The organism is Rhodococcus sp. TAF43 (assembly GCF_052113525.1).
In the GTDB taxonomy this organism is placed as follows: domain Bacteria; phylum Actinomycetota; class Actinomycetes; order Mycobacteriales; family Mycobacteriaceae; genus Prescottella.
Genome location: NZ_JBFRDL010000042.1, coordinates 14,672 through 34,949 on the forward strand (window position 1 = coordinate 14,672; position 20,278 = coordinate 34,949).

Annotated in this window: 17 protein-coding genes, 1 tRNA gene and 1 other RNA gene; 7 read left to right on the forward strand and 12 right to left on the reverse strand. The window is 66.7% G+C overall.

What is annotated here, in order from left to right; all coding sequences use genetic code 11:
• Window positions 1-13: 13 nt before the first annotated feature.
• The 8 genes from AB4Z09_RS21415 to fes form a co-directional block, all read right to left on the reverse strand.
• Window positions 14-1,537, reverse strand: coding sequence for an AMP-binding protein (locus AB4Z09_RS21415; RefSeq protein WP_442240622.1), 1,524 nt, complete (start codon window positions 1,535-1,537; stop codon window positions 14-16).
• A 64-nt stretch (window positions 1,538-1,601) separates the two neighbouring features.
• Window positions 1,602-3,128, reverse strand: coding sequence for a class I adenylate-forming enzyme family protein (locus AB4Z09_RS21420; RefSeq protein ID WP_442240623.1), 1,527 nt, complete (start codon window positions 3,126-3,128; stop codon window positions 1,602-1,604).
• Complete coding sequence (locus AB4Z09_RS21425) at window positions 3,128-4,243, reverse strand: ABC transporter permease subunit (protein WP_442240624.1); 1,116 nt, start codon at window positions 4,241-4,243, stop codon at window positions 3,128-3,130. Before AB4Z09_RS21425 ends, AB4Z09_RS21420 begins: the two co-directional genes overlap by 1 nt.
• Window positions 4,244-4,250: 7 nt before the next feature.
• Window positions 4,251-5,141, reverse strand: coding sequence for a branched-chain amino acid ABC transporter permease (locus tag AB4Z09_RS21430; protein WP_442240625.1), 891 nt, complete (start codon window positions 5,139-5,141; stop codon window positions 4,251-4,253).
• Window positions 5,134-5,946, reverse strand: a complete 813-nt coding sequence (locus AB4Z09_RS21435; RefSeq protein WP_442240626.1) for an ABC transporter ATP-binding protein — start codon at window positions 5,944-5,946, stop codon at window positions 5,134-5,136. The genes AB4Z09_RS21430 and AB4Z09_RS21435 overlap by 8 nt, the downstream gene beginning before the upstream one ends.
• Window positions 5,939-6,712, reverse strand: a complete 774-nt coding sequence (locus AB4Z09_RS21440; protein WP_114721331.1) for an ABC transporter ATP-binding protein — start codon at window positions 6,710-6,712, stop codon at window positions 5,939-5,941. The genes AB4Z09_RS21435 and AB4Z09_RS21440 overlap by 8 nt, the downstream gene beginning before the upstream one ends.
• 22 nt (window positions 6,713-6,734) lie before the next feature.
• A complete protein-coding gene (locus tag AB4Z09_RS21445) occupies window positions 6,735-7,997 on the reverse strand; it encodes an ABC transporter substrate-binding protein (RefSeq protein ID WP_442240627.1) in 1,263 nt (420 codons plus the stop codon).
• Between the two features lie 689 nt (window positions 7,998-8,686).
• Window positions 8,687-9,844: an enterochelin esterase gene (fes, locus tag AB4Z09_RS21450; RefSeq protein ID WP_442240628.1), complete on the reverse strand. Its 1,158-nt coding sequence runs from the start codon at window positions 9,842-9,844 to the stop codon at window positions 8,687-8,689.
• Between the two features lie 72 nt (window positions 9,845-9,916).
• Between fes and fepB the strand changes: the two genes are divergently transcribed.
• Window positions 9,917-10,948, forward strand: coding sequence for a Fe2+-enterobactin ABC transporter substrate-binding protein (gene fepB / locus AB4Z09_RS21455; RefSeq protein ID WP_174907681.1), 1,032 nt, complete (start codon window positions 9,917-9,919; stop codon window positions 10,946-10,948).
• A gap of 67 nt (window positions 10,949-11,015) precedes the next feature.
• Here the strand turns inward: fepB and AB4Z09_RS21460 are convergent, their stop codons facing one another.
• A complete protein-coding gene (locus AB4Z09_RS21460) occupies window positions 11,016-12,308 on the reverse strand; it encodes an aminotransferase class I/II-fold pyridoxal phosphate-dependent enzyme (RefSeq protein ID WP_442240629.1) in 1,293 nt (430 codons plus the stop codon).
• Window positions 12,309-12,349: 41 nt separating this feature from the next.
• Window positions 12,350-12,444: signal recognition particle sRNA small type (gene ffs, locus AB4Z09_RS21465), an RNA gene on the reverse strand.
• Between the two features lie 96 nt (window positions 12,445-12,540).
• On the opposite strand from ffs, the gene AB4Z09_RS21470 reads away from it, so the two are divergent.
• The 4 genes from AB4Z09_RS21470 to AB4Z09_RS21485 all read left to right on the forward strand — a co-directional run bounded on the left by AB4Z09_RS21470 (window position 12,541) and on the right by AB4Z09_RS21485 (window position 16,456).
• Window positions 12,541-12,628 (forward strand) — tRNA-Ser (locus AB4Z09_RS21470).
• A gap of 183 nt (window positions 12,629-12,811) precedes the next feature.
• Window positions 12,812-13,864, forward strand: coding sequence for an iron ABC transporter substrate-binding protein (locus tag AB4Z09_RS21475; protein WP_114721343.1), 1,053 nt, complete (start codon window positions 12,812-12,814; stop codon window positions 13,862-13,864).
• Window positions 13,848-15,404 carry an ABC transporter permease gene (locus AB4Z09_RS21480; protein WP_174907678.1) on the forward strand — a complete coding sequence of 519 codons (1,557 nt, stop codon included), beginning with the start codon at window positions 13,848-13,850 and terminating at the stop codon, window positions 15,402-15,404. The genes AB4Z09_RS21475 and AB4Z09_RS21480 overlap by 17 nt, the downstream gene beginning before the upstream one ends.
• The gene (locus AB4Z09_RS21485) at window positions 15,401-16,456 is read left to right on the forward strand and encodes an ABC transporter ATP-binding protein (RefSeq protein WP_114721347.1); all 1,056 of its coding nucleotides are present in this window, start codon (window positions 15,401-15,403) and stop codon (window positions 16,454-16,456) included. Before AB4Z09_RS21480 ends, AB4Z09_RS21485 begins: the two co-directional genes overlap by 4 nt.
• A 3-nt stretch (window positions 16,457-16,459) precedes the next feature.
• On the opposite strand, the gene AB4Z09_RS21490 is transcribed toward AB4Z09_RS21485, so the two are convergent.
• Window positions 16,460-16,954 carry a COG4315 family predicted lipoprotein gene (locus AB4Z09_RS21490; RefSeq protein ID WP_174907676.1) on the reverse strand — a complete coding sequence of 165 codons (495 nt, stop codon included), beginning with the start codon at window positions 16,952-16,954 and terminating at the stop codon, window positions 16,460-16,462.
• A gap of 78 nt (window positions 16,955-17,032) precedes the next feature.
• Here AB4Z09_RS21490 and AB4Z09_RS21495 point away from each other — a divergent pair, with 78 nt between their 5' ends.
• Together AB4Z09_RS21495 and AB4Z09_RS21500 are read left to right on the forward strand one after the other, a co-directional pair.
• Window positions 17,033-17,842, forward strand: coding sequence for a helix-turn-helix domain-containing protein (locus AB4Z09_RS21495; RefSeq protein ID WP_174907674.1), 810 nt, complete (start codon window positions 17,033-17,035; stop codon window positions 17,840-17,842).
• A complete protein-coding gene (locus tag AB4Z09_RS21500; RefSeq protein ID WP_442240630.1) occupies window positions 17,839-18,396 on the forward strand; it encodes a TIGR03086 family metal-binding protein in 558 nt (185 codons plus the stop codon). Before AB4Z09_RS21495 ends, AB4Z09_RS21500 begins: the two co-directional genes overlap by 4 nt.
• 23 nt (window positions 18,397-18,419) lie before the next feature.
• Here AB4Z09_RS21500 and ctaD read toward each other — a convergent pair whose 3' ends face one another.
• Window positions 18,420-20,219 (reverse strand): aa3-type cytochrome oxidase subunit I, encoded by a 1,800-nt coding sequence (gene ctaD / locus AB4Z09_RS21505; RefSeq protein WP_442240631.1) that lies wholly within the window; start codon window positions 20,217-20,219, stop codon window positions 18,420-18,422.
• Window positions 20,220-20,278: the final 59 nt, after the last annotated feature.

The following is a 20,278-nucleotide window of genomic DNA, read 5'->3' on the forward strand; positions in this document are numbered from 1 at the left end:
CCTCCGAAAACACTCATGCGATCCCTCGCCCGCGCCCCTCCCAGAATGGCCTGCGCAGCTCACGCTTGAGGAGCTTGCCGCTGGGGTTGCGCGGAAGTTCCGGCACCACGTCGACCGAGGTCGGACACTTGTAGTGCGCCAGACGCTCCCGGCAGTAGGCGATCAGCTCGTCCACGTCCGTGACGGCGCCGGACTGCACCACCACGGCCTTGACGGTCTCGCCCCAGCGCTCGTGCGGTACGCCGATGACGGCGGCGTCGCGCACGCCGGGATGGGACATGAGCACATTCTCCACTTCCACCGGATACACGTTCTCACCACCTGTGATGATCATGTCCTTGACCCGGTCGCAGAGGAACAGATACCCGTCCTCGTCGAGGTAGCCCGCGTCACCGGTCCGGAACCAGCCGTCGGGGCGCAGCACCGCGGCCAGTTCGTCCGGCTGGTTGCGGTAGCCCGTCAGGAGCATCTCACTGCGCGTCCAGACCTCACCGGTGGTCCGTACCGGAGCGCGTTCCCCGGTGACGGGGTCGAAGACGCCCATCTCGACACCGGACACGGGCCGGCCGGCCGAAGCCAGCCGCTCACCTCCGCTGCGATGATCGTCGGCGTCGAGAGTGGTGATCGGCCCGCAGGTTTCGGTCATGCCGTAGCCCTGCATCAGGTCGCAGTCGAAGACCTCCTGCGCGACCGCTGCGACGGTGGGCGACATCGGCGACCCTCCGTAGATCAGGGTGCGCAACCCCTTGTACGTCGACTTCCGGGCGTCCTCGTGCCCGACCAACATCTGCACAACCGCCGGCACGGTCAGGGCGTGGTTGACCCGTCCACCAGCGAGGACGCGCAACACCAACTCCGGGCGGACTTCCAGGACGTGGTGCGAGCCGGCACCCAGCCCCAAACAGTAGAAGGTCCATCCCGTTCCGGAGATGTGGAAGTTCGGAGCCGGCACCATCACGACGTCCCCGGGGTGGATCTGCCACGGTGGACCGGAGGCGAGGTTGGCAGCTATGGCCCGGTTGGACAACTGCACGCCCTTCGGGCGGCCCGACGTTCCCGAGGTGTAGACAACGAGCGCGACGTCATCCGGATCCGATTGCGGCTCTACGGGATCCGCCGAACACTGCGCCAGCCACCGTTCGAAGTCCTGGGGCGGTGCGCCCGGGACGAGGAGCCGGGGACGGCCGTCCTCGGGCACCGGATGCCCCATCAGCGGCATGAATTCCGCCTCGACCACGATCGCATCCAGGCCCGCGTCCGCGACGATCTCTTGCATTTCCCGGTGACTCAGCCGCCAATTGAGCGGCACCGCAAAGGCTCTCGTCAGCGAGGCCGCGGCCAGCACCTCGCCCCAGGTCACGGCATTCTTGCCGGCGAATCCGACACCGCGCCCTCCGATGCCCTCTGGCCGCAGACCCGCGAAACCGGTGGCGAGCCGGCTGCTGCGCCGGTACCACTCGGCAAAGGTGCGTTCGGCCACGCCCTCGACGGCGATGCCGGGTGAGTTCGGTCGTTCCTGCGACCAGTATTGAAGCATCCGTCCGATCGAACGGTGGTGGTCCATGTGCACTCAGTCCTTTCGTGCTCCCGGCCAAGGCCGTTCAGGCGGGGCCGGCTACCAGACGCTCACGCAACTCGACCTTGCGCACCTTGCCCAGGGCGTTGCGCGGCAGCTCCGCAATGCGTTCGATCGAGGACGGGCACTTGAAACCGGCCAGCCGCTCCCGGCAGTGGCGGGCGAGCTCACCGTCATCCGGATCCACGCCCGGGGCGCAGACAACGAACGCCACCGGGGTCTCGCCCCACTTCGGATGGGGCCGTGCCACGACGGCGACCTCGACCACGGCGGGATGATCCAGCAGCGCGCGCTCGATCTCGGCGGGGTAGACGTTCTCGCCGCCGCTGATGATCATGTCCTTGGAGCGCCCGACGATATAGAGGAAACTGTCCTCGTCGAGCACCGCCATATCACCCGTTCGGTACCAGCCGTCGTCGGTGAAGGCCGCCCGCGTCTCCTCGGGATTATGCCAATACTCGCGGATGATGTTCTCACTGCGAACCCACAGCTCGCCGGGTTCGCCAACCGGCTGCGGGTTCCCGGAGAGACCTACAATGCGCGCCTCCCAGCCCTGCGAGATTCGGCCCGCGGAACCGAGTCGGGTGCTGCCGGGAACGTGATCCTCCGGTCGCAGGACGGTCAGGAATCCCTGAAGTTCTGTACTGCCGTAGATCTGCCGGAATCGTCGGCACACGACACGTACGGCCCGCTCCAGCAAATCGGAGTCGATCGGCGCGGCACCGTACTGCACCTCACGCAGGCTCGACAGGTCCTCCCCCTGTCGTGCTCCCTCCATCGCGTCGACGAGCATCTCGATGATGGTCGGGGCTGCGGTGAAGAACTGGATGCGGTCCCGCACGATCGTGTCGATGACGCGGTCGATCTGAACTCCGTCGTGAATGAAAAGCGTTCCCCCGGTGAGGAAGCACTGCATTGCCTGGGCGAAACCCGCGAGATGGAACAGCGGCATCATCACCAGGTGCCGGCCGCCCCGCTGCTGGTCGCCGATGTCGATCGCGAACCCCGCGAGCCCGCGGATGAGGGAGCCGTGGTCGAGCGGGATCACCTTGGGCAACCCGGTGGTGCCGCTGGTGTGCATGAGGAAGGCCACCTGATCGCTGCGCAACCGGTCCCGTGGGTACGGCGCGGGCGGACCGGCGACACTACCGGCTTCGGTCCAGCCGCCACCGCCCGGTCCGACTGCCACTCGCACGAGGTCGCCGCGGTGACCGACAACGGACCGGCACGCCTCGTCGGCGAAGATGCCGACGGGGTTGGTGATGTCGAGCAGCCGATCGATCTCGTGCGCGGTCATTCGCCAGTTGACGAGCAGCGGCAGTGCTCCGAGCCGAATGAGACCGAGTGTCTGGACGAGGAATTCGGCGCTGTTGTGGGCGAGTACCGCGACGACGTCGTCCGGCCGGACACCGAGGGCGTACCAACTCGCGGCGGTGTCCTCCACGCGATCCCGGAGGTCCCGATAGGTCAACTGCTCGCGGTCGTCGCTCACCGCGAGGGTGTCCGGATCGGACGTAGCACGCCAATCGAGAACGTGCAGCCACGTATACATCAGACGGTCTCCTTCTCCTGCTTCGGCGCAGGCGCCGGGTCCGGTTCGGGTTGGGGCACCGGGTCCTGCTTCGGCTCAGGCGCCGGGCGGGAGCGGCGTTGCGGCCCGACCATCCACCCCAGGACCCGGTCGAGCCCGCCGCGGGCGAACATGATGACGAGAATCAGTAGGCCGCAGTAGACGAAGACGCTCATCACGTTGGCGTCGATGCCACCCTGGCCCACCGGAACAAGGAACGGGATGTTGCCCGCGAACTGCCCGAGCAGTCGGGGCAGGGCCGTGACGAACACGGCACCGGCGATGGCACCGCGCAAGCTGCCGAGACCGCCGATGATGATGATCACCAAGTAATCAGTGGAAAGCGTGAACCCGAACGCCTGTGGGGTAATGAACTGAATGGTGACGGCGAGGAACACGCCGGCAATGCCCGCGTACACCGAGGCGACGAAGAAGGCCCCGGCCTTGTACCGGCCCACGTTGACCCCCATGGATGCGGCCGCCACTTCGCTCTCGCGCACCATGGACAGAGCCAACCCCGGCCTGGCCTGCACGATCCGACGGGCAGCAAGATAGGTAACCACTACCAGGACGATTCCGAGCAGCCATAGTTTTTCCACTGCCCCGAAGGGCACGCCCAATATGTGCCACGGCTCGCTGTCACCGAAGTTCAAGCCCAAGATATCGAATTCCGGTACCGCACGGCCGATATAGCCACCGCTGAATTGCTCGACCTCGTTGAGGAAGTGGACCCAGATGAACACCAACCCGATGGTGACGACCGCCAAGTAGAGTCCGGTCACCCGACTCGAGAGCGGGCTGAGCAGCAGGCCACCGATCCCCGCGGCAAGAACTGCCCCGACGGCAGCAACAACGGGTGGCAGACCCAGGCCCCACACGTTCTCACCCGACGGGCTCGCCAGGATGACGTATCCATACGCTCCGATGCCGACAAAAACTGCATGGGCCAACGAAATCTGACCGGCGACGCCCACGAGCATCGTCAAGCCCATCGCAGCGATCGCTGCAGCCATGGCCAGACCGCCGACCTGCAACCAGAATTCAGTGACGAAGTACGGTGCGACAACCAGCGCTACCAGGAGTCCGGCTACGAGCAAACGTCCTCTAGACACGGGCCACCTGCTTCGAACTGAACAGACCCTCGGACCTCACCAGCAAGACAACCAACAGCAGTATCCACGCGCTGATACCGGACAGGTTGTGCGCCCATCCGCCCAATGCGCTCTCGTAGGTCGCCGCAAACGCCTCCGTCAGGCCGAGCATCATACCACCGACCAGAGCGCCGCCGACCGATCCCAGACCACCGATCACTGCGGCTGGAAAAGCGCGAAATGCCGTGTCCGCCAGGGAAGATGAAACACCCGCGGCCGGGAAGGAAGCGAGGAACAATCCGGCGAGAACAGCCAGCGCACCACCGATCGCCCAGCTGGTCCAGGACACCCGCGACAAACGCACCCCCATCAGCTTGGCGACCTCTGCGTCCTGGCTGCCCACGCGCATCGCCAGGCCCCAGTTGGTGAATCGGAACAGGAGCAGAAACACGACGATGGCGGTTACCGCAACCCCGAGCGCAATGAGCCGCGACGCCGGCATGGTGATCATCCCGAATTCGACGATCCGGTCCCCGACCGGATCGTCGAGGGCCCACGACTCTGAACCGAGACGACGGCTGACTTCGGTGACGATCAGCAAGTTCACACCGAGAGTCAGGATCGTCAGCGTCACATGATCCTGAGTCCGGGACTGCCGAATGAAAACAACATCAATGATGATCGCTACCAACGCACCCGCCGCGAGTCCGGCCAGCACGCCCACCAGATAGCCATGCGATTCACTGACCAGCGCCGCCACGAAGACACCCGAGAGCAGGAACCCACCGTGGGCGAAATTGAGGATTCCGGTGGCCCGGTAAATGACCACGAATCCGAGGGCCATCACGGCATACAGTGCACCGAGTGACAGTCCCCCAGCCAAGGCATTCACAAAGTTATCCACGAGAAGTCCTCTCCAATTCGTAGGGCGTCGCGTCCGTACCGAGGTACGCCGCGATGACAGCAGGGTCCCGTTGCACGACGTCAGGTGCGCCGTCGGCAATCACCCTGCCGGACTGCAAGACCGTGACGTGGTCGGAGAGAGTGAGCACCAACTCCATGTCGTGCTCGACGAGGAGCACAGTGAGGCCGAAGCGGTCGCGGCACTCCCGGATCTGCTCACCCAAAGCACGTGATTCGGCGTCGTTCATGCCCGCAACCGGTTCGTCGAGCAACAGCAGCGACGGCTCCGCACACAGGGCGCGCGCGATCTCCACTTTCTTGCGGATGCCATACGGTAGTGGACCGACAGGCTGGTCGAGGTACTCCTCGATGCCCAGCGCCTCCGCCATTATCTGAACTACTCGCTCGTCCTCGGCTCGCTCACGGCGAGCGGTCGGCAGAGCCAATGCCGCGGCGAGCATCCCAGTGCGGGTCCGATGGTGACGCCCGACCCGAAGAGTGTCCGCGACGGTGAGGTGCGGTGGGAGCACCAGGTTCTGGAAGGTACGAGCAATTCCGTGGGTGACGATCTCGTGTTGCGGCAGGGTATCGAGCCGCTCATCACCGAGACGGACCTCGCCCGACGCCAGCGGGTACAACGCGGTGAGAGCGTTGAAACACGTCGACTTCCCGGCTCCATTCGGACCGATCAATGCATGAATGGTACCGCGCTTGATAGCGAACGAAACATTGTCCAGTGCCAGGACACCGCCGAACCGAACCGTCAAGCCCTCGGCCGTGAGAAGATTCCCGTCTATTTCAGACATCGTGCCCTTCCCCTGTCATGGCCGACACGGCGGAACCGTGAGCGGCAGTCTTGCCGAGTGTGAGTTCGAGGAGCATGTCGGAGTCGATCAGTTCCGCCGCAGGCCCTTCGGCTGCCATGGTCCCGCCGTTCAGGACATACGCATGGTGTGCGACGGACAGAGCGAGCCTGGTGTTCTGTTCGACCAGAAGGACACTCGTCCCGTCCGCGTTCACATGCGTGATCGTCTCCATGATCTGCTGAGCGATGAGCGGCGCCAGACCCAACGACGGCTCATCCATGAGCAGTACCTTCGGCTCGCTCATCAGAGCCCGTCCGATCGCGAGCATCTGCTGCTCCCCGCCGGACAGCAAGCCGGCGGTTTGCCCCGACCTATCCACCAGGATCGGGAAGAGCTCGCGTACTCGGCGCAAGCTGGCCGCCACGCGGGACCGAGAGCGCACCGACAGTGCGCCGGCCATGAGATTCTCCTGGACGGTCAGTTGCGCGAAGATTCGACGTCCTTCCGGCACCTGGACGATGCCGTGCCGAACGATCTTGTCGGCCTTGCTCCGGTTGAGATCCAGACCCTCGCCACGTATGGTCCCGGCGACCACGTGTCCACCCTGGGCCCCTAGTAGTCCCGAGAGTGCCCGCAGGAGTGTAGTTTTGCCGGCACCGTTGTTTCCGATCAGCGCTACGATCTGCCCGTCATCGACGCGCAGATTCACGTCATGGAGAACCTTGGCGGTTCCGTAACTCACTGCAAGGGAATCGACTTCGATCATCGTGAGCCTCCCTGCCCTGCAATCACTTGGTATAGCCCTTGTCGGCCGCGTACTTGACCGCGGCGTCACTGGCTGCGGGGTCCTGCACAATCACTGTGCCACCCTTGGCATTCGGATCGGGCTTGATGATGAAGGAGGACAGCGAGGGAGCCTTGCCCGGAGTGGAGTAATCGAGATCGACAGCAAGCCCGGCGGTGGAGATGGCGCCCATCTTGCTCATCGCAGCAGTAATGCCCTTCGGGGTGAGATCCTTGTCCTTGCAGGCCTGGCTCAAGCCCTTTTCGAGCAACTGCGCCATCAAATAGCCGGAGGCGGCGGGCGACGTGGCGGGCCGGTCGCCGTACTTAGCCGTCCAGGCAGACAAGAGTTCTTGTACCGGTGCCGCATTCGAGCTGAACGGCGCGTTGTTGGATGTCAGGACGACGTGATCGGCAAGCGCATCGCGTGCCGGTCCTGCCAGGTCGCCACTGGACAGCAGATTCGTGGACTGAATGACCACGTCATACCCGCTGGCCTTCGCCACAGAAGCCGCCGAAACAGTTTGTGCAGCTGCGGTTCCCATAACAATCACCTTTGCACCCGCTTGCCGCAAGGTGTTGACCTGCGCGGTCGCGTCCGTCGCCGTGCTGTCGATCTTTGTGTTCTCCACCTTCAGGCCGAACTGCTCAGCCGCACCGGCGACACCGTTTGCAACCGCCGCTCCGATACCGTTCGGGTACGCGATGACACCGATCGTGTCGCCTTCCTTCAGGACCCCCTGCTCGACCAGGTAGGCCACGCCGTTCACGGCCTCCACGTCGTACGGCGAACCCGGCATGAATGCCTCATGCACGGCCAGCAGCACGGGGTCGAAAGAGCCGGCCATGACGCCCAGTCCGTCCTGAGCGAGCTTTGGCCCCAGAGTCACCGCATCCGTGCCAGGAGACAGATTCACGATCGCGGCGATGTCCGAACGCAGCGACGTGTACTGCGTCATGGTCTCCTGGGTGTTGTACTTGTTGTCGCGCGACTCGATCCGCAGCTGACGATCACACACGCCACCGTTCTTGTTGACCTTGTCGAACCACAACTGGATGCCGGCAACGCCATCTTGACCGAGGCCACCGATCGGACCGCTCAGCGGCACCAGCGATCCGACAGTGATCGCATCGGCGGTGACACCGATACCCGCCTTCAGGTCGCCACTTGCTGCCTGGCCGTCAGAGTCGGTCGCCTTCGAGGAGCAGCCGGCAATGGCGAGTGCGATCACGAGCGTTGGGCCTAGGACCTTGAGCTTGTTCTTCATTCGTTCTCCATGGCAGTTGGTACGGGTTGGATAGAGCGCGAGCGGGAGCCGGGTGCGCACGAAGGAGAAGCCGCAACCGGCGCCCAGACGGGGAAACGAAGGCCGAGGAGGACCGCACCGGCCACCGGAGCAGCGCGCCGACGATCAACAGCAACGACCCGCGGATCTCGGCGATCGACCCGATCAGCACCATCGGTCGACCCGGAGAGTGGCCCAAACGATCGAACACTGCTGCGGTGCTTGACAGTCCGACCCTGCCGAGCCATCCGAAGGACTTCCGGGCGGCATGTCCGATGATCGACAGACCCCGCAACGAGACGGAGCAGGGAGGGTCCGACGTCCGCCGGTCCACCGGCGTCCACCACGAGTGCCTGCACGACACGCCTCCCTGTCCTCGACATGTAAATCTAAACTCAGATTTAGATATAAGCGTGACTCGCATCACAAGTCAAGGTGCGGACCAAAGAATTCTTCGATTTCCTCGAAATCCGCAGGACAGACGTCGATTCCCGAGCACTCATCGCACGCAGATAGGTACGGACCAAACTCCCGACAGGCGCAACCGCCAGATCGGAGTCAGTCTGGAGACGCCGTCGCAGACGGCACCCGTAACGAGCGACCCAGCACCACCCGGGGGAGGAACGTCCCGGAGGTGCCTCGGCCAGCTCCCTCGCCAGACCCCGAGTAGCTCAGACGGCGCCGCCCAGCAGCGCCGCCACCCCCGCGACCAGCAGCTCGCGCCACTGAATGTAGTCGTGGCCGCCGCAGAACTCCCGGTAGTCCACCTCGAACCCCTTGGCCCGCAGCAGGTCCCGCACCTCTCGGTTTTCTTCGATCAGGCGGGGTTCGAGCACCCCAGCCGCCATCCAGAAACGTGACTTGCTCACGTCCAGATCCGCGAGCTGTGCCTGCACCGAGCGTCCCCGGATGTCGGGTCGCGGCCACCAGAACGATCCGGACAGGCTGATCGCCCCGCCGAAATCGTCGGGTGCGTGCAGCGTTGCGAACGTGGCCGCCAGGCCGCCGTAGCTCGAACCGCCGACCAGCACCGACTCCGGATCGCCCGTCGCCTGCCACCGCTCGCGCAGGTACGGCAGCACGTCGCCGGTGAGGGCATCGAGAAACTCGGTGCTGCAAGGAAGTTCCCTGGAGCGCAGTCCGGGCTCGATGCTGTCGATCATCACGACCAGCGGCACCCGGTAGCCGCGCTCAGCGAGTCGGTCGAGCGCGGGGGCGATGGGAATCTCGACGGCGGTCACCCGGCCGTCGAACAGCACTAGCACCGGACGGTCGCGATCCGCGATCCCCGCGGGTTCGTAGATCCAGATACTGCGGCGCACCCCCGCGAGGATCCGCGACGCCTCCGTCAGCACGCCACGCACCGGCGCATCGGACGCCCACCAGCGTTGCGTGGGGGCACCCGGCATCACCGCCTCCGAGCGCGCCGGCAGCCCCATCGACGAGACCGGCGGACGCGGGTTCTCCTCGTCCGTGACGAGTCCGGCGATCACGGCCCGCGACCACTCCCACTCCGTCTGCCCCTCGGCGGGACCGGTGATCGGCTCCACCCGGGGCAGGAATCCGTAGCCGCCCCGCCATCTCTCCGGAACCTCGAGTGACAGCGTCCACAGATCACTCCCCGGAACCCGTTGGAGCGCATTGCGTTCGGGCCGCCGCCGGTCGGTGATGCCGTTGGCCTCCAGATAGACGTGGCGAACCGGAGATCCTGCCGGCGCCCGCCACACGAACGTCGCGGTCACGAATCCGCGCGGCCCCGGATCGATCAACGGCCCGCCTTCGGCGCGCAGACGTCGCGCCAGGCCGTCGACCGACGTGACGTTCGACATAGGTACCCCTTACTTAGGTGATGCTGCCCTAAAAGTAGGGTCTCATCGTACCCACCCTCAGGAGGAACCCCCTTGTCCCCAACCACGCTTCACCTCCGATCCGTCGGCACCCGGATCGCGGTCGTTCTCGGCGCCCTCGCGATCGGCGTCACGACCGTCGCGTGCTCGTCCGACGACGAATCCGCAGACGCCGCTGCCGCCGCCACCGCCCAGTCCGGCGAGTGGCCGCGCACCGTCGAGACCGCCAAGGGCCCAGTCACGCTCGACGCCGAGCCGCAGCGCATCGTGTCCACGAGTGTCACGCTCACCGGATCGCTGCTGTCGCTCGACGCGCCGCTGATCGGCACCGCCGCGCAGCCCAAGAGCACCGTCACCAACGATCAGGGCCTGTTCACGCAATGGGCCGGCGTCGCCGCCGACCGCGACGTCGAGGTCCTCTACCAGGGCCAGCCGAACGTCGAGAAGATCACCGCGGCGGCCCCCGACCTCATCGTCGTCTCCACGAGCGGCGCCGACTCGGCCGCCCAGCAGGTCGACGTCCTGTCCAAGATCGCCCCGACCCTGCTGTTCGACTACTCCGACAAGTCGTGGCAGGAACTGACCACGCAGCTGGCCGCCGCGGTCGGCAAGGAGGACCGGGCGAAGGAACGGATCGCCGAGTTCGACGCCAAGGTGGACAAGGCGAAGAACACCATCGCTCCCGCGCTGCAGGCCGGCGCCGCGCCGGTGAACATTCTCACCTACAACAACCCCGAGGATTCGCGCATCTTCACGACCGAGTCGGCGCAGGGACGGCTCGCCACGCGCCTCGGCCTCACCCTGGCGACGCTGCCCACCGAGATCACCGGCGCCGGCGCGGAAGCAGGCCGATCCGACATCGTCGCCGTGAACGCCGAGAACCTGCCGCTCGCACTGACCGGCGCGACGACCTTCATCATCAACGCGCAGCAGCCGGGTGCGGACCGGATGAAGGCCGACCCGACACTCGCCGCCGTCCCGTCGGTGCAGCGCGATGCCGTGTACCCGCTGGACTACGACAGCTTCCGCCTGGACTACTACAGCGCGAACAACGTCGTCGACCGCATCGTCGCCGCACTCTCCTAGCCCCGCGAACCCCTGAACGGGAGTGGCCGGTCACCTCGAGGTGACCGGCCACTGTCGTGTTCGACGGTTACTGCTTGGTGAGCGCGTGCTCCGCGGCCGCGAGCAGGACGCAGGTCGCGACGCCGTCCATCGCCTTCGTGAGCTCGTCCATCGACGGGAAGCTCGGGGCGAGGCGGATGTTCTTGTCCTCGGGGTCCTGCTTGTACGGGAAGGCGGAGCCGGCGGCGGTGAGCGCGATGCCGGCATCCTTCGCGAGCGCGATGACACGCTTCGCGGTGCCGTCGACCACGTCGAGGCTGATGAAGTAGCCGCCTTTGGGCTCGGTCCACGACGCAACCTTCGACGCGCCCAACCGATCGTCGAGGATCTCGAGAACCTTCGCGAACTTCGGGGCCAGGATCTCGCGGTGCTTGTCCATGTGCGCGCGGACGCCGTCGGCATCGCCGAAGAAGCGCAGGTGGCGCAGCTGGTTGATCTTGTCCGGGCCGATGCTCTTCTTACCCAGGTGCTGCTGGTACCAGGCCAGGTTGGCGTCGGAGCCGCCGAAGAAGCTCACACCCGCGCCGGCGAAGGTGATCTTCGACGTGGACGCGAACACGAGCGGACGGTTCGGGTTGCCGGCCCCTGCCGCCATGCCGAGGATGTCGAGCGCCGGGGCGCACTCCTCGACGAGCGGGTGCACGGCGTACGCGTTGTCCCAGTAGATGCGGAAGTCGGGGGCCGCGGCCGGCATCGACGCGAGCGCGCGGGCCACATCCTCCGAGTACACGGCGCCGGTCGGGTTGGAGTACGTGGGAACGCACCAGATGCCCTTGATCTGCGGATCCGCAGCGACCAGTTCCGCGACCCGCGTCATGTCGGGGCCGTCGTCGCGCATCGGGATCGCGATCATCTCGATGCCGTACGACTCGGTGATCGCGAAGTGACGGTCGTAACCCGGTGCGGGGCACAGGAACTTGATCGCCGACTCCTGCGACCACGGCCGCGGGGAATCGGGGGTGCCGTGCAGCAGCGAGAACACGATCGTGTCGTGCATGATCTCGAGACTCGCGTTGTTGCCGGCCATGAGGTTCGCCGTCGGGATGCCGAGCAGTTCGCCGAAGATGGCGCGCAGTTCCGGCAGGCCCGTCAGGCCGCCGTAGTTGCGGCAGTCGGTGCCGTCGCTGTCGCGGAAGTCACCGTCACCCGGCAGGGAGAGTAGGCGCTCCGACAGGTCCAACTGCTCGGGTGCCGGCTTGCCGCGCGTGAGATCGAGCTTCAGCTTCTCTGCCTTGAGCTGCTCGTACTTCGCGTTCTGACGCTCGAGTTCGGCGCGAAGTTCATCATGGCTCATCAACCCGATTTGGGTTTGTACAGGCATGCGGGCGGCCTTTCACCGACACGACCGGTCGGGGACGGGAAGATAGGGGACCCCGCGCACCCGGCAGAGCCCGTTGACCCTTGCTGCCTTCCGGCCCTGGGGGAGTTCACAGGATGCGCGCCGCGCGGGATCCGTCTACGAGTGTAACCAGATCCACCGATCGCGCAGTGACGCACCCCTCCCTCGGGCCCCGTTTGGCATTCCGACCCCTCGAACCGGTATGCTCCCCAACGGAGGATTCGCCTAGTGGCCTATGGCGCTCGCCTGGAACGCGGGTTGGGTTAACGCCCTCAGGGGTTCAAATCCCCTATCCTCCGCCACGGGAAGCCCCCGGTGACTCAGTCACCGGGGGCTCTTCTCTTTCCTCACCTGCCGACGACAGGTCACATGCAGGGCCATAGGTCCCACCAGGCAGGCGGCGAGAGTGACCACCGCCACCTGCGGTGTATGTTGCTTAGCCATACCTCATCGGAGGCACCGGTGAGAGCGACGAGAGGTCCGACATGGCAAGAACCTGGAAGAGGATTGTGGGGGCGGCGTTCCTCGCGTCGGCACTGGTGGGGATCACCGCCTGCTCGAACGACTCCGACTCGGGCACCTCGAACCCCGCCGCCTCCGGCGCGCCGTCCGGTGAGATCACCGTCTACAACGCGCAGCACGAGTCGCTCACGCAGGAATGGGTCGACGGGTTCACCGCCGAGACCGGCGTCAAGGTCACGCTCCGCAACGGCTCGGATACCGAGCTCGCGAACCAGATTGTCGCCGAAGGCAAGGCGTCGCCGGCCGACGTCTTCCTCACCGAGAACTCGCCGGCGATGGCGCTCGTCGAGAACGCCGGGCAGTTCGCCGACGTCGACGCCGCGACGCTCGAGCAGGTTCCCACGCAGTTCCGGCCGTCCACCGGCAAGTGGACCGGCATCGCCGCTCGCTCGACGGTGTTCGTCTACAACAAGGACAAGCTGACCGCCGACCAGCTGCCGAAGTCGCTGCTCGACCTCCAGAACCCCGAGTGGAAGGGCCGCTGGGGCGCGTCGCCGTCCGGCGCCGACTTCCAGGCCATCGTCAGCGCGCTGCTCGAGCTCAAGGGCGAGGACGTCACCAAGCAGTGGCTGGCGGGCATGAAGGAGAACGCCGTCGTCTACAAGGGCAACAGCACGGTGATGAAGGCCGTCAACGCCGGCGAGATCGACGGCGGCATCATCTACCAGTACTACTGGTTCGGCGACCAGGCCAAGACCGGCGAGAACAGCAAGAACACCGAGCTGCACTACTTCAAGAACGAAGATCCGGGTGCCTTCGTCAGCATCTCGGGTGGCGGTGTGCTGCAGTCCAGCAAGAACGCGGAAGCGGCGCAGGCGTTCCTGAAGTACATCACCGGCAAGGCCGGCCAGGAGATCCTGCAGACCGGTACCTCGTTCGAGTACCCGGTGGGCAGCGGTGTCGCCGCCAACCCGAAGCTGGTGCCGCTCGCGGACCTGCAGGCACCCAACGTGGATCCGTCGAAGCTCAACAGCCAGAAGGTCACTCAGCTGATGACGGATGCCGGCCTTCTCTGACCGGCTCGGGGGGCGGGCACGGCCCCGCCCCCCGCTGGTTCTCGTTCTGATCGTGGCGGCCCTCGTGGCCGTCACGCTGATCCCCCTCGGTTACGTCGTCACCACCACCATCTCGACCGGGTGGGAGACTGCGTCCGCGCTGATCTTCCGCCCCCGCGTCGGCGAACTGCTGGTCAACACGGTCTCCCTCGTGGTCGTCACCATCCCGATCTGCGTCGCGCTCGGCGTCGGCGCGGCCTGGCTCGTCGAACGCACCACGGTGTTCGGATTCCGTTGGTGGGGACCGGTTCTCGCCGCCCCGCTGGCCGTCCCCGCCTTCGTCAACAGCTACGCGTGGGTGACGGTGATTCCCTCGCTGCACGGCCTGTGGTCGGGCGTCCTCGTCGCCACCCTCTCCTACTTCCCGCTGGTCGCGCTGCCCGTGGCCGCGACGCTGCGCCGACTCGACCCGGCGGTCGAGGAATCGGCCCGCGCGCTCGGGTCCAGCCCCTGGGCAGTGTTCTTCCGGGTGGTCGTGCCGCAGCTGCGGCTGCCCATGCTCGGCGGGGCACTGCTGATCGGCCTGCATCTGCTCGCCGAGTACGGCGCCTTCGCGATGCTGCGGTTCGACACCTTCACCACCGCGATCCTCGAGCAGTTCCAGTCCACGTTCAACGGTGTCGCCGGCAGCATGCTCGCCAGCGTGCTGGTGGTGTGCTGCCTGGTGCTGCTCGTCTCGGAGGCCGCGGCCCGCGGGTCCGCCCGGTACGCCCGCATCGGCTCCGGCGCGGCCCGGAGCGCACCACGGATCCGACTCCGGTGGAGCGCCGTGCCCGCGACGCTGGCGCTCGTCGCGCTGACGGTGCTGGCATTGGGCGTGCCGCTGTGGACCATCGTGCGCTGGCTGCGGATCGGCGGCAGCGAAGTGTGGCAGTCGGCGGCGCTGTGGCCGGCACTGACACAGACCCTCACGTTCGGCCTGGTCGGCGCGCTGGCCGCGACGGCGCTCGCGTTCCCCGTCGCGTGGCTGGCGATCCGCTGGCCCGGCGTGTTCAGCAAGATCGTCGAGGGCACCAACTACGTGACGAGTTCGCTACCGGGCATCGTGACCGCGCTGGCGCTGATCACCGTCACCATCCGGTACGCGAATCCGCTGTACCAGACCACGATCATGGTGATCGTCGCGTATGTGCTGATGTTCCTGCCGCGGTCGCTCGTGTCGCTGCGCGCCGGTCTCGCGCAGGTACCGGTGGGCCTGGAGGAGGCGTCGGCGGCGCTCGGCAGGCCGCCGTGGACGACGTTCCTGCGCGTGACGCTGCGGCTGACCGCGCCGTCCGCCGCGGTCGGGGCCGCGTTGGTGTTCATGGCGATCGCGACGGAACTGACCGCGACGCTGCTGCTGGCCCCCAACGGCACCCGCACGCTGTCGACCCGATTCTGGTCGCTCACCAGCGAGCTCGACTACGCGGCCGCGGCGCCGTACGCGCTGCTGATGATCGTCCTCGCGTTGCCGATGACCTACCTGTTGTTCAGTCAATCCCGGAAGGCGGCCGGCGCATGAGCGAGATCGTGATCGACCAGGTGTCGAAGTCGTTCGGACCGACGGACGTGCTGCGCGGTGTGAGCCTCGGCGTGGAGCACGGATCGATCACCGCGGTCGTGGGGTCGTCGGGCTGCGGCAAGACCACCCTGCTCCGGATCATCGCCGGATTCGAGCGCCCCGACGACGGGACGGTGTCGATCGCCGGTTCCGTTGTCGCCGGCCGCGACCAGATGGTGCCCGCGCACCGCCGACGCGTCGGATACGTCGCGCAGGACGGTGCGCTGTTCCCCCATCTCACGGTCGCCGGAAACATCGCGTACGGGCTCCCCGGCTCCCGGTTCGGGAGCCGCAGGGCATCCGACCGACGCGTCGCCGAACTGCTGGAGATGGTCTCGCTAGACGCGTCGTACGGGCGGCGGCGCCCCCACGAGCTGTCCGGTGGCCAGCAGCAGCGCGTCGCCCTGGCACGAGCGCTGGCCCGCGATCCGGAGGTGATGCTGCTCGACGAGCCGTTCAGCGCCCTCGACGCCGGACTGCGCGTGACGACCCGCAAATCAGTGGCGGCCACGCTCGGTGCGGCCGGCGTGACGACCCTGCTGGTCACCCACGACCAGGAAGAGGCACTGACGTTCGCCGGCCAGGTCGCGGTGATGCGTACCGGACGCTTCACGCAGGTGGGCACGCCCGAACAGCTCTACCACTCCCCCGTCGACGACTTCACCGCCCGGTTCCTGGGCGAGTGCGTGGTGCTGCCGGCGGATGTCGCCGACGGTGTCGCGTCGTGCGCCCTGGGCCGGATCCCGGTACGCGACACCGATATCCACGGCCCGGCACGGCTGATGCTGCGGCCCGAGCAGATCGTCGCGACGGAAGTCGCCGGGGATTCCGGCGGCGGGACGGGCACGGTGACCCGCACCGAGTTCCTCGGCGCACCGTCGATGCTCGACATCACGCTCGACTCCGGCGCCGAGATCCAGGTCCGTCAGGCGAGCACCCGCACACCGGATGTCGGCGCCCGGGTGACCGTCGAGGTGTTCGGCGCAGCCCAGGCTTTCCCGCCCGGCGAGTGACGCTCACCCACCCGGCGCGTTGGTGATCTTCTCGCCGGCGGGGTTGAGCGCCCACCACAGGTTGTCCATCCCCTGACCGGCCACCGAACCGGGCCGCGGATCGCCCGCGAACAGGTACAGCGGCATTCCGTTGACGGTGACCTGGTTGCCGCCCTGCGGCCCCGGGATGGTGCCGATGACGCCGGCGACGCCCAGCACCTCCGGCTTGGGCGTATCACTGGTCACCGGCGGCCACATCTGCAGGCAGACCGCGTCGCACGCGCTGGCGTTGGTACCGGGCTCGTCGCGGTCGTACGCGTACACCGTCATGTCGTCGGTATTCACCACGATCTGGCCGATGCTCGACTCGCCCGTCGACAGCACGGGGCCCGCCGCGGGCACCGTCGTCGGCATCGGGGTGGTGCTGGGAGTCGGGCCCGAGTTGTTGTTGTCGGAGCATCCGACCAACATGGCGCCCGCCGCCAATGCGGCGAGCGAGATAAGCACGGCTCTTCTCATGCCGGAACTCCTCTTCTCTGGTTCGGCCCAAGCCGGTTCGTGCGCGGGATGTCGGTGCCCGCTCCTACGCTGAGCGGCATGGGGTGGTATTCGCCGACCGCGGTCGCACCGGACCTGGCCGACGCGCTCGTGTGCGCGTGGTCCGCGCGCGCCGAGGGGCACCACCTTCTCGTGCCGGACGGCTGCATCGACGTGCTGTGGATCGCCGGTGCCGGTATCCGGGTGTGCGGCCCGGAGACATCGGCGTGGTCGTTCACGTTGCCGCCGGGCAGCGAGTCGTTCGGCATCCGGTTCCGGCCGGGCACGGCCCCGCACGTGCTGCGCACCTCCGCCGCACACATCCGCGACATCCGGGTCTCACTCGAGGACGTCCTCGGGTCCGCCTCCGAACGCGTGCTCGTCGATCGACTCGAGCACGCGGGCGACACCACCGAACGGCTGACCATCCTGCAGGACGCCGGTCGGCGGTGGCTCGTCTCACGGCCCCAGCCCGACCCTCTCGCGGCCCGGATCACGTCCGCGCTGGCCACTCGCTCGTGGAGCGTCGAGGAGTTGGCGGACGCGTCGGCGATGACCAGCCGCCAACTGCACCGCCGCTGCAACGACGCGTTCGGGTACGGGCCGTCGACGCTGCGATCGATCCTCCGTCTGCAGCGGTTCATGGCGTTGGCCCGGGCCGATCGCCGGCGGGGACTGGCGGCGCTCGCGACCGAGGCCGGATACAGCGACCAGGCGCACCTGTCGCGAGAGTGTCGCCGCATCGCGTCGCTCACGCCCACCGACCTGCTCGCCGGCGAGGCCCCCGACTGGCACGGCGACGCGTCGGTCCTCGATGTCCGATCGGTGCAAGACCGCACCGTCCCCGAGAACGGAGAATCGGCCGCATGACAATCACCGAAACCACACCGGACCTGTACCGACGTCTCGCCGCAGCGCTCACCGAGCGGGTCGACGCGGTGCCCACCAACCGCTGGGACAGCCCCTCGCCGTGCGACGGCTGGACCGCCCGCGACGTGGTCGACCACGTCGTCGGGACGCAGGCGAAGATGATGGGCGTCGTGGGACTGTCCATCCCGCCCGGCCCGTCCGCCACCACCGATCCGGCGGGCGCCTGGCGGCACACCCGGGATGCGGTCCAGGCGATCCTCGACGATCCCGCGAAGGCGGCGCTCGAATACGACGGCCACTTCGGGCGCACCGATCTGGCCTCGACGATCCGCACCTTCTACTGCTTCGACCTCGTCGTTCACGGCTGGGACATCGCCCGCGCGGCAGATCTGGACACGACGATTCCGGAGCGGGACCTCGACATGGTCGACGCGATCATCGCGCAACTCGGCGACTCGCTGCACATGGACGGTGTTTGCGGCCCGGCCGTCGAGGTGCCCGCGGACGCCGATCGGCAGACGCGCAGCCTCGCGGCCCTGGGGCGCAAGGCCTGAGTGAACCGTCCGCCGCGGCGGCGTCATATGTCGTCGCGGTGCCGGTCGGGGTCGTGTCGTTCTTCCTCGGGCGGCGGCTCACGGTCGCTGTCCGCCTCCCGATCACTGCTCTCGATCACCGCCGTCACCGCGCGGCCGGCGCTGCCCGGACCCACGTGGGCCTCCGCCCGTAGCCGTTCCACCATGTGCGGGTAGTGCAACTCGAATGCGGGCCGCTCCGAACGGATTCGGGGCAGCTCGGTGAAGTTGTGCCGCGGCGGCGGGCACGTCGTGGCCCACTCCAGGGAGTTGCCGTAACCCCACGGGTCGTCGGCTGTGGCGATCGTGCCGTAGCGGAAGCTCTTGAAGACGTTCCACAGGAACGGCAGGGTCGACGCACCCAGGATGAACGAACCGACCGTCGACACCGAGTTCAGCACGGTGAAACCGTCGGACGGCAGATAGTCGGCGTACCGGCGCGGCATGCCTTCTGCGCCGAGCCAGTGCTGCACGAGGAACGTGGTGTGGAAGCCGATGAACGTCAGCCAGAAGTGCCACCTCCCCAGTCGCTCGTCGAGGAACCGGCCCGTCATCTTGGGGAACCAGAAGTAGATGCCGGCATACGTGGCGAACACGATCGTGCCGAACAGGACGTAGTGGAAGTGCGCGATCACGAAATACGAGTCGGTGACGTGGAAGTCGATCGGCGGGCTCGCGAGCAGGACTCCCGACAGACCACCGAACAGGAACGTGACGATGAACCCGATCGAGAACAGCATGGCGGATTCGAACGTCAACTGGCCCCGCCACATCGTGCCGATCCAGTTGAAGAACTTCACGCCGGTCGGCACCGCGATGAGGAATGTCATGAACGAGAAGAACGGCAGCAGCACGGCACCCGTCGCATACATGTGGTGCGCCCACACCGCAACGGACAGAGCGGAAATCGCGATCGTTGCGTAGACCAGTCCCGTGTAACCGAAGATCGGCTTGCGCGAGAAAACCGGCAGGATCTCGGAGATGATGCCGAAGAACGGCAGCGCGACGATGTACACCTCGGGGTGACCGAAGAACCAGAACAGATGCTGCCACAACAGAACACCGCCGGTCGCGGGGTCGTACACATGCGCACCCACCACGCGATCCGCGAACAGGCCCATCAGCGCCGAGGTGAGGATCGGGAAGGCCACCAGGATCAGGATGCTGGTGATGAAGATGTTCCACGTGAAGATCGGCATCCGGAACATCGTCATGCCGGGGGCACGCAGACAGATCACCGTGGTGATCATGTTGACCGCACCGAGGATCGTGCCGAGACCGCTGAGCGCCAGGCCCATGATCCACAGGTTCGCGCCCATCCCGGGCGCGTGCAGGTAGTCGGTGAGCGGCGAGTACGCCGTCCACCCGAAGTCCGCCGCACCGCCGGGGGTGATGAACCCGGCCGACGCGATGATGCCACCGAACAGATACGCCCAGTAGCTGAACGCGTTCAGCCGCGGGAAGGCGACATCCGGGGCGCCGATCTGCAGCGGCAGAATGTAGTTCGCGAAACCGAACACGATCGGCGTCGCGTACAGCAACAGCATGATCGTGCCGTGCATCGTGAACAGCTGGTTGTACTGCTCGTTCGAGAGGAACTGCAGGCCCGGCACGGCGAGTTCGGCACGCATCAACAGGGCCAGCAGACCCCCGAACATGAAGAAGGCGAACGACGTGATCAGGTACATGATCCCGAGCACCTTGGGATCCGTCGTGGTGATCACGCGATAGATCAACGCGCCCTTGCGGGCGAACCTGGCCGGATACGGCCGAACCGCAACAGGTTTCGACGCGACGGTTGCCACCGCTCCTCCTGACCGCGGGCCCCGCCATCGAGGCGCACTCCTCGTCGAAGCGTGACCGG

What these genes read in the sequence shown, in the direction of transcription:
- AB4Z09_RS21415 (WP_442240622.1), bottom strand. Translation starts at nt 1,537, where the DNA reads ATGCTTCAATACTGGTCGCAGGAACGACCGAACTCACCCGGCATCGCC.
- AB4Z09_RS21420 (WP_442240623.1), bottom strand. Translation starts at nt 3,128, where the DNA reads ATGTATACGTGGCTGCACGTTCTCGATTGGCGTGCTACGTCCGATCCG.
- AB4Z09_RS21435 (WP_442240626.1), bottom strand. Translation starts at nt 5,946, where the DNA reads ATGTCTGAAATAGACGGGAATCTTCTCACGGCCGAGGGCTTGACGGTT.
- AB4Z09_RS21440 (WP_114721331.1), bottom strand. Translation starts at nt 6,712, where the DNA reads ATGATCGAAGTCGATTCCCTTGCAGTGAGTTACGGAACCGCCAAGGTT.
- AB4Z09_RS21445 (WP_442240627.1), bottom strand. Translation starts at nt 7,997, where the DNA reads ATGAAGAACAAGCTCAAGGTCCTAGGCCCAACGCTCGTGATCGCACTC.
- fes (WP_442240628.1), bottom strand. Translation starts at nt 9,844, where the DNA reads ATGTCGAACGTCACGTCGGTCGACGGCCTGGCGCGACGTCTGCGCGCC.
- AB4Z09_RS21460 (WP_442240629.1), bottom strand. Translation starts at nt 12,308, where the DNA reads ATGCCTGTACAAACCCAAATCGGGTTGATGAGCCATGATGAACTTCGC.
- AB4Z09_RS21475 (WP_114721343.1), top strand. Translation starts at nt 12,812, where the DNA reads ATGGCAAGAACCTGGAAGAGGATTGTGGGGGCGGCGTTCCTCGCGTCG.
- AB4Z09_RS21480 (WP_174907678.1), top strand. Translation starts at nt 13,848, where the DNA reads ATGCCGGCCTTCTCTGACCGGCTCGGGGGGCGGGCACGGCCCCGCCCC.
- AB4Z09_RS21485 (WP_114721347.1), top strand. Translation starts at nt 15,401, where the DNA reads ATGAGCGAGATCGTGATCGACCAGGTGTCGAAGTCGTTCGGACCGACG.
- AB4Z09_RS21490 (WP_174907676.1), bottom strand. Translation starts at nt 16,954, where the DNA reads ATGAGAAGAGCCGTGCTTATCTCGCTCGCCGCATTGGCGGCGGGCGCC.
- AB4Z09_RS21495 (WP_174907674.1), top strand. Translation starts at nt 17,033, where the DNA reads ATGGGGTGGTATTCGCCGACCGCGGTCGCACCGGACCTGGCCGACGCG.
- AB4Z09_RS21500 (WP_442240630.1), top strand. Translation starts at nt 17,839, where the DNA reads ATGACAATCACCGAAACCACACCGGACCTGTACCGACGTCTCGCCGCA.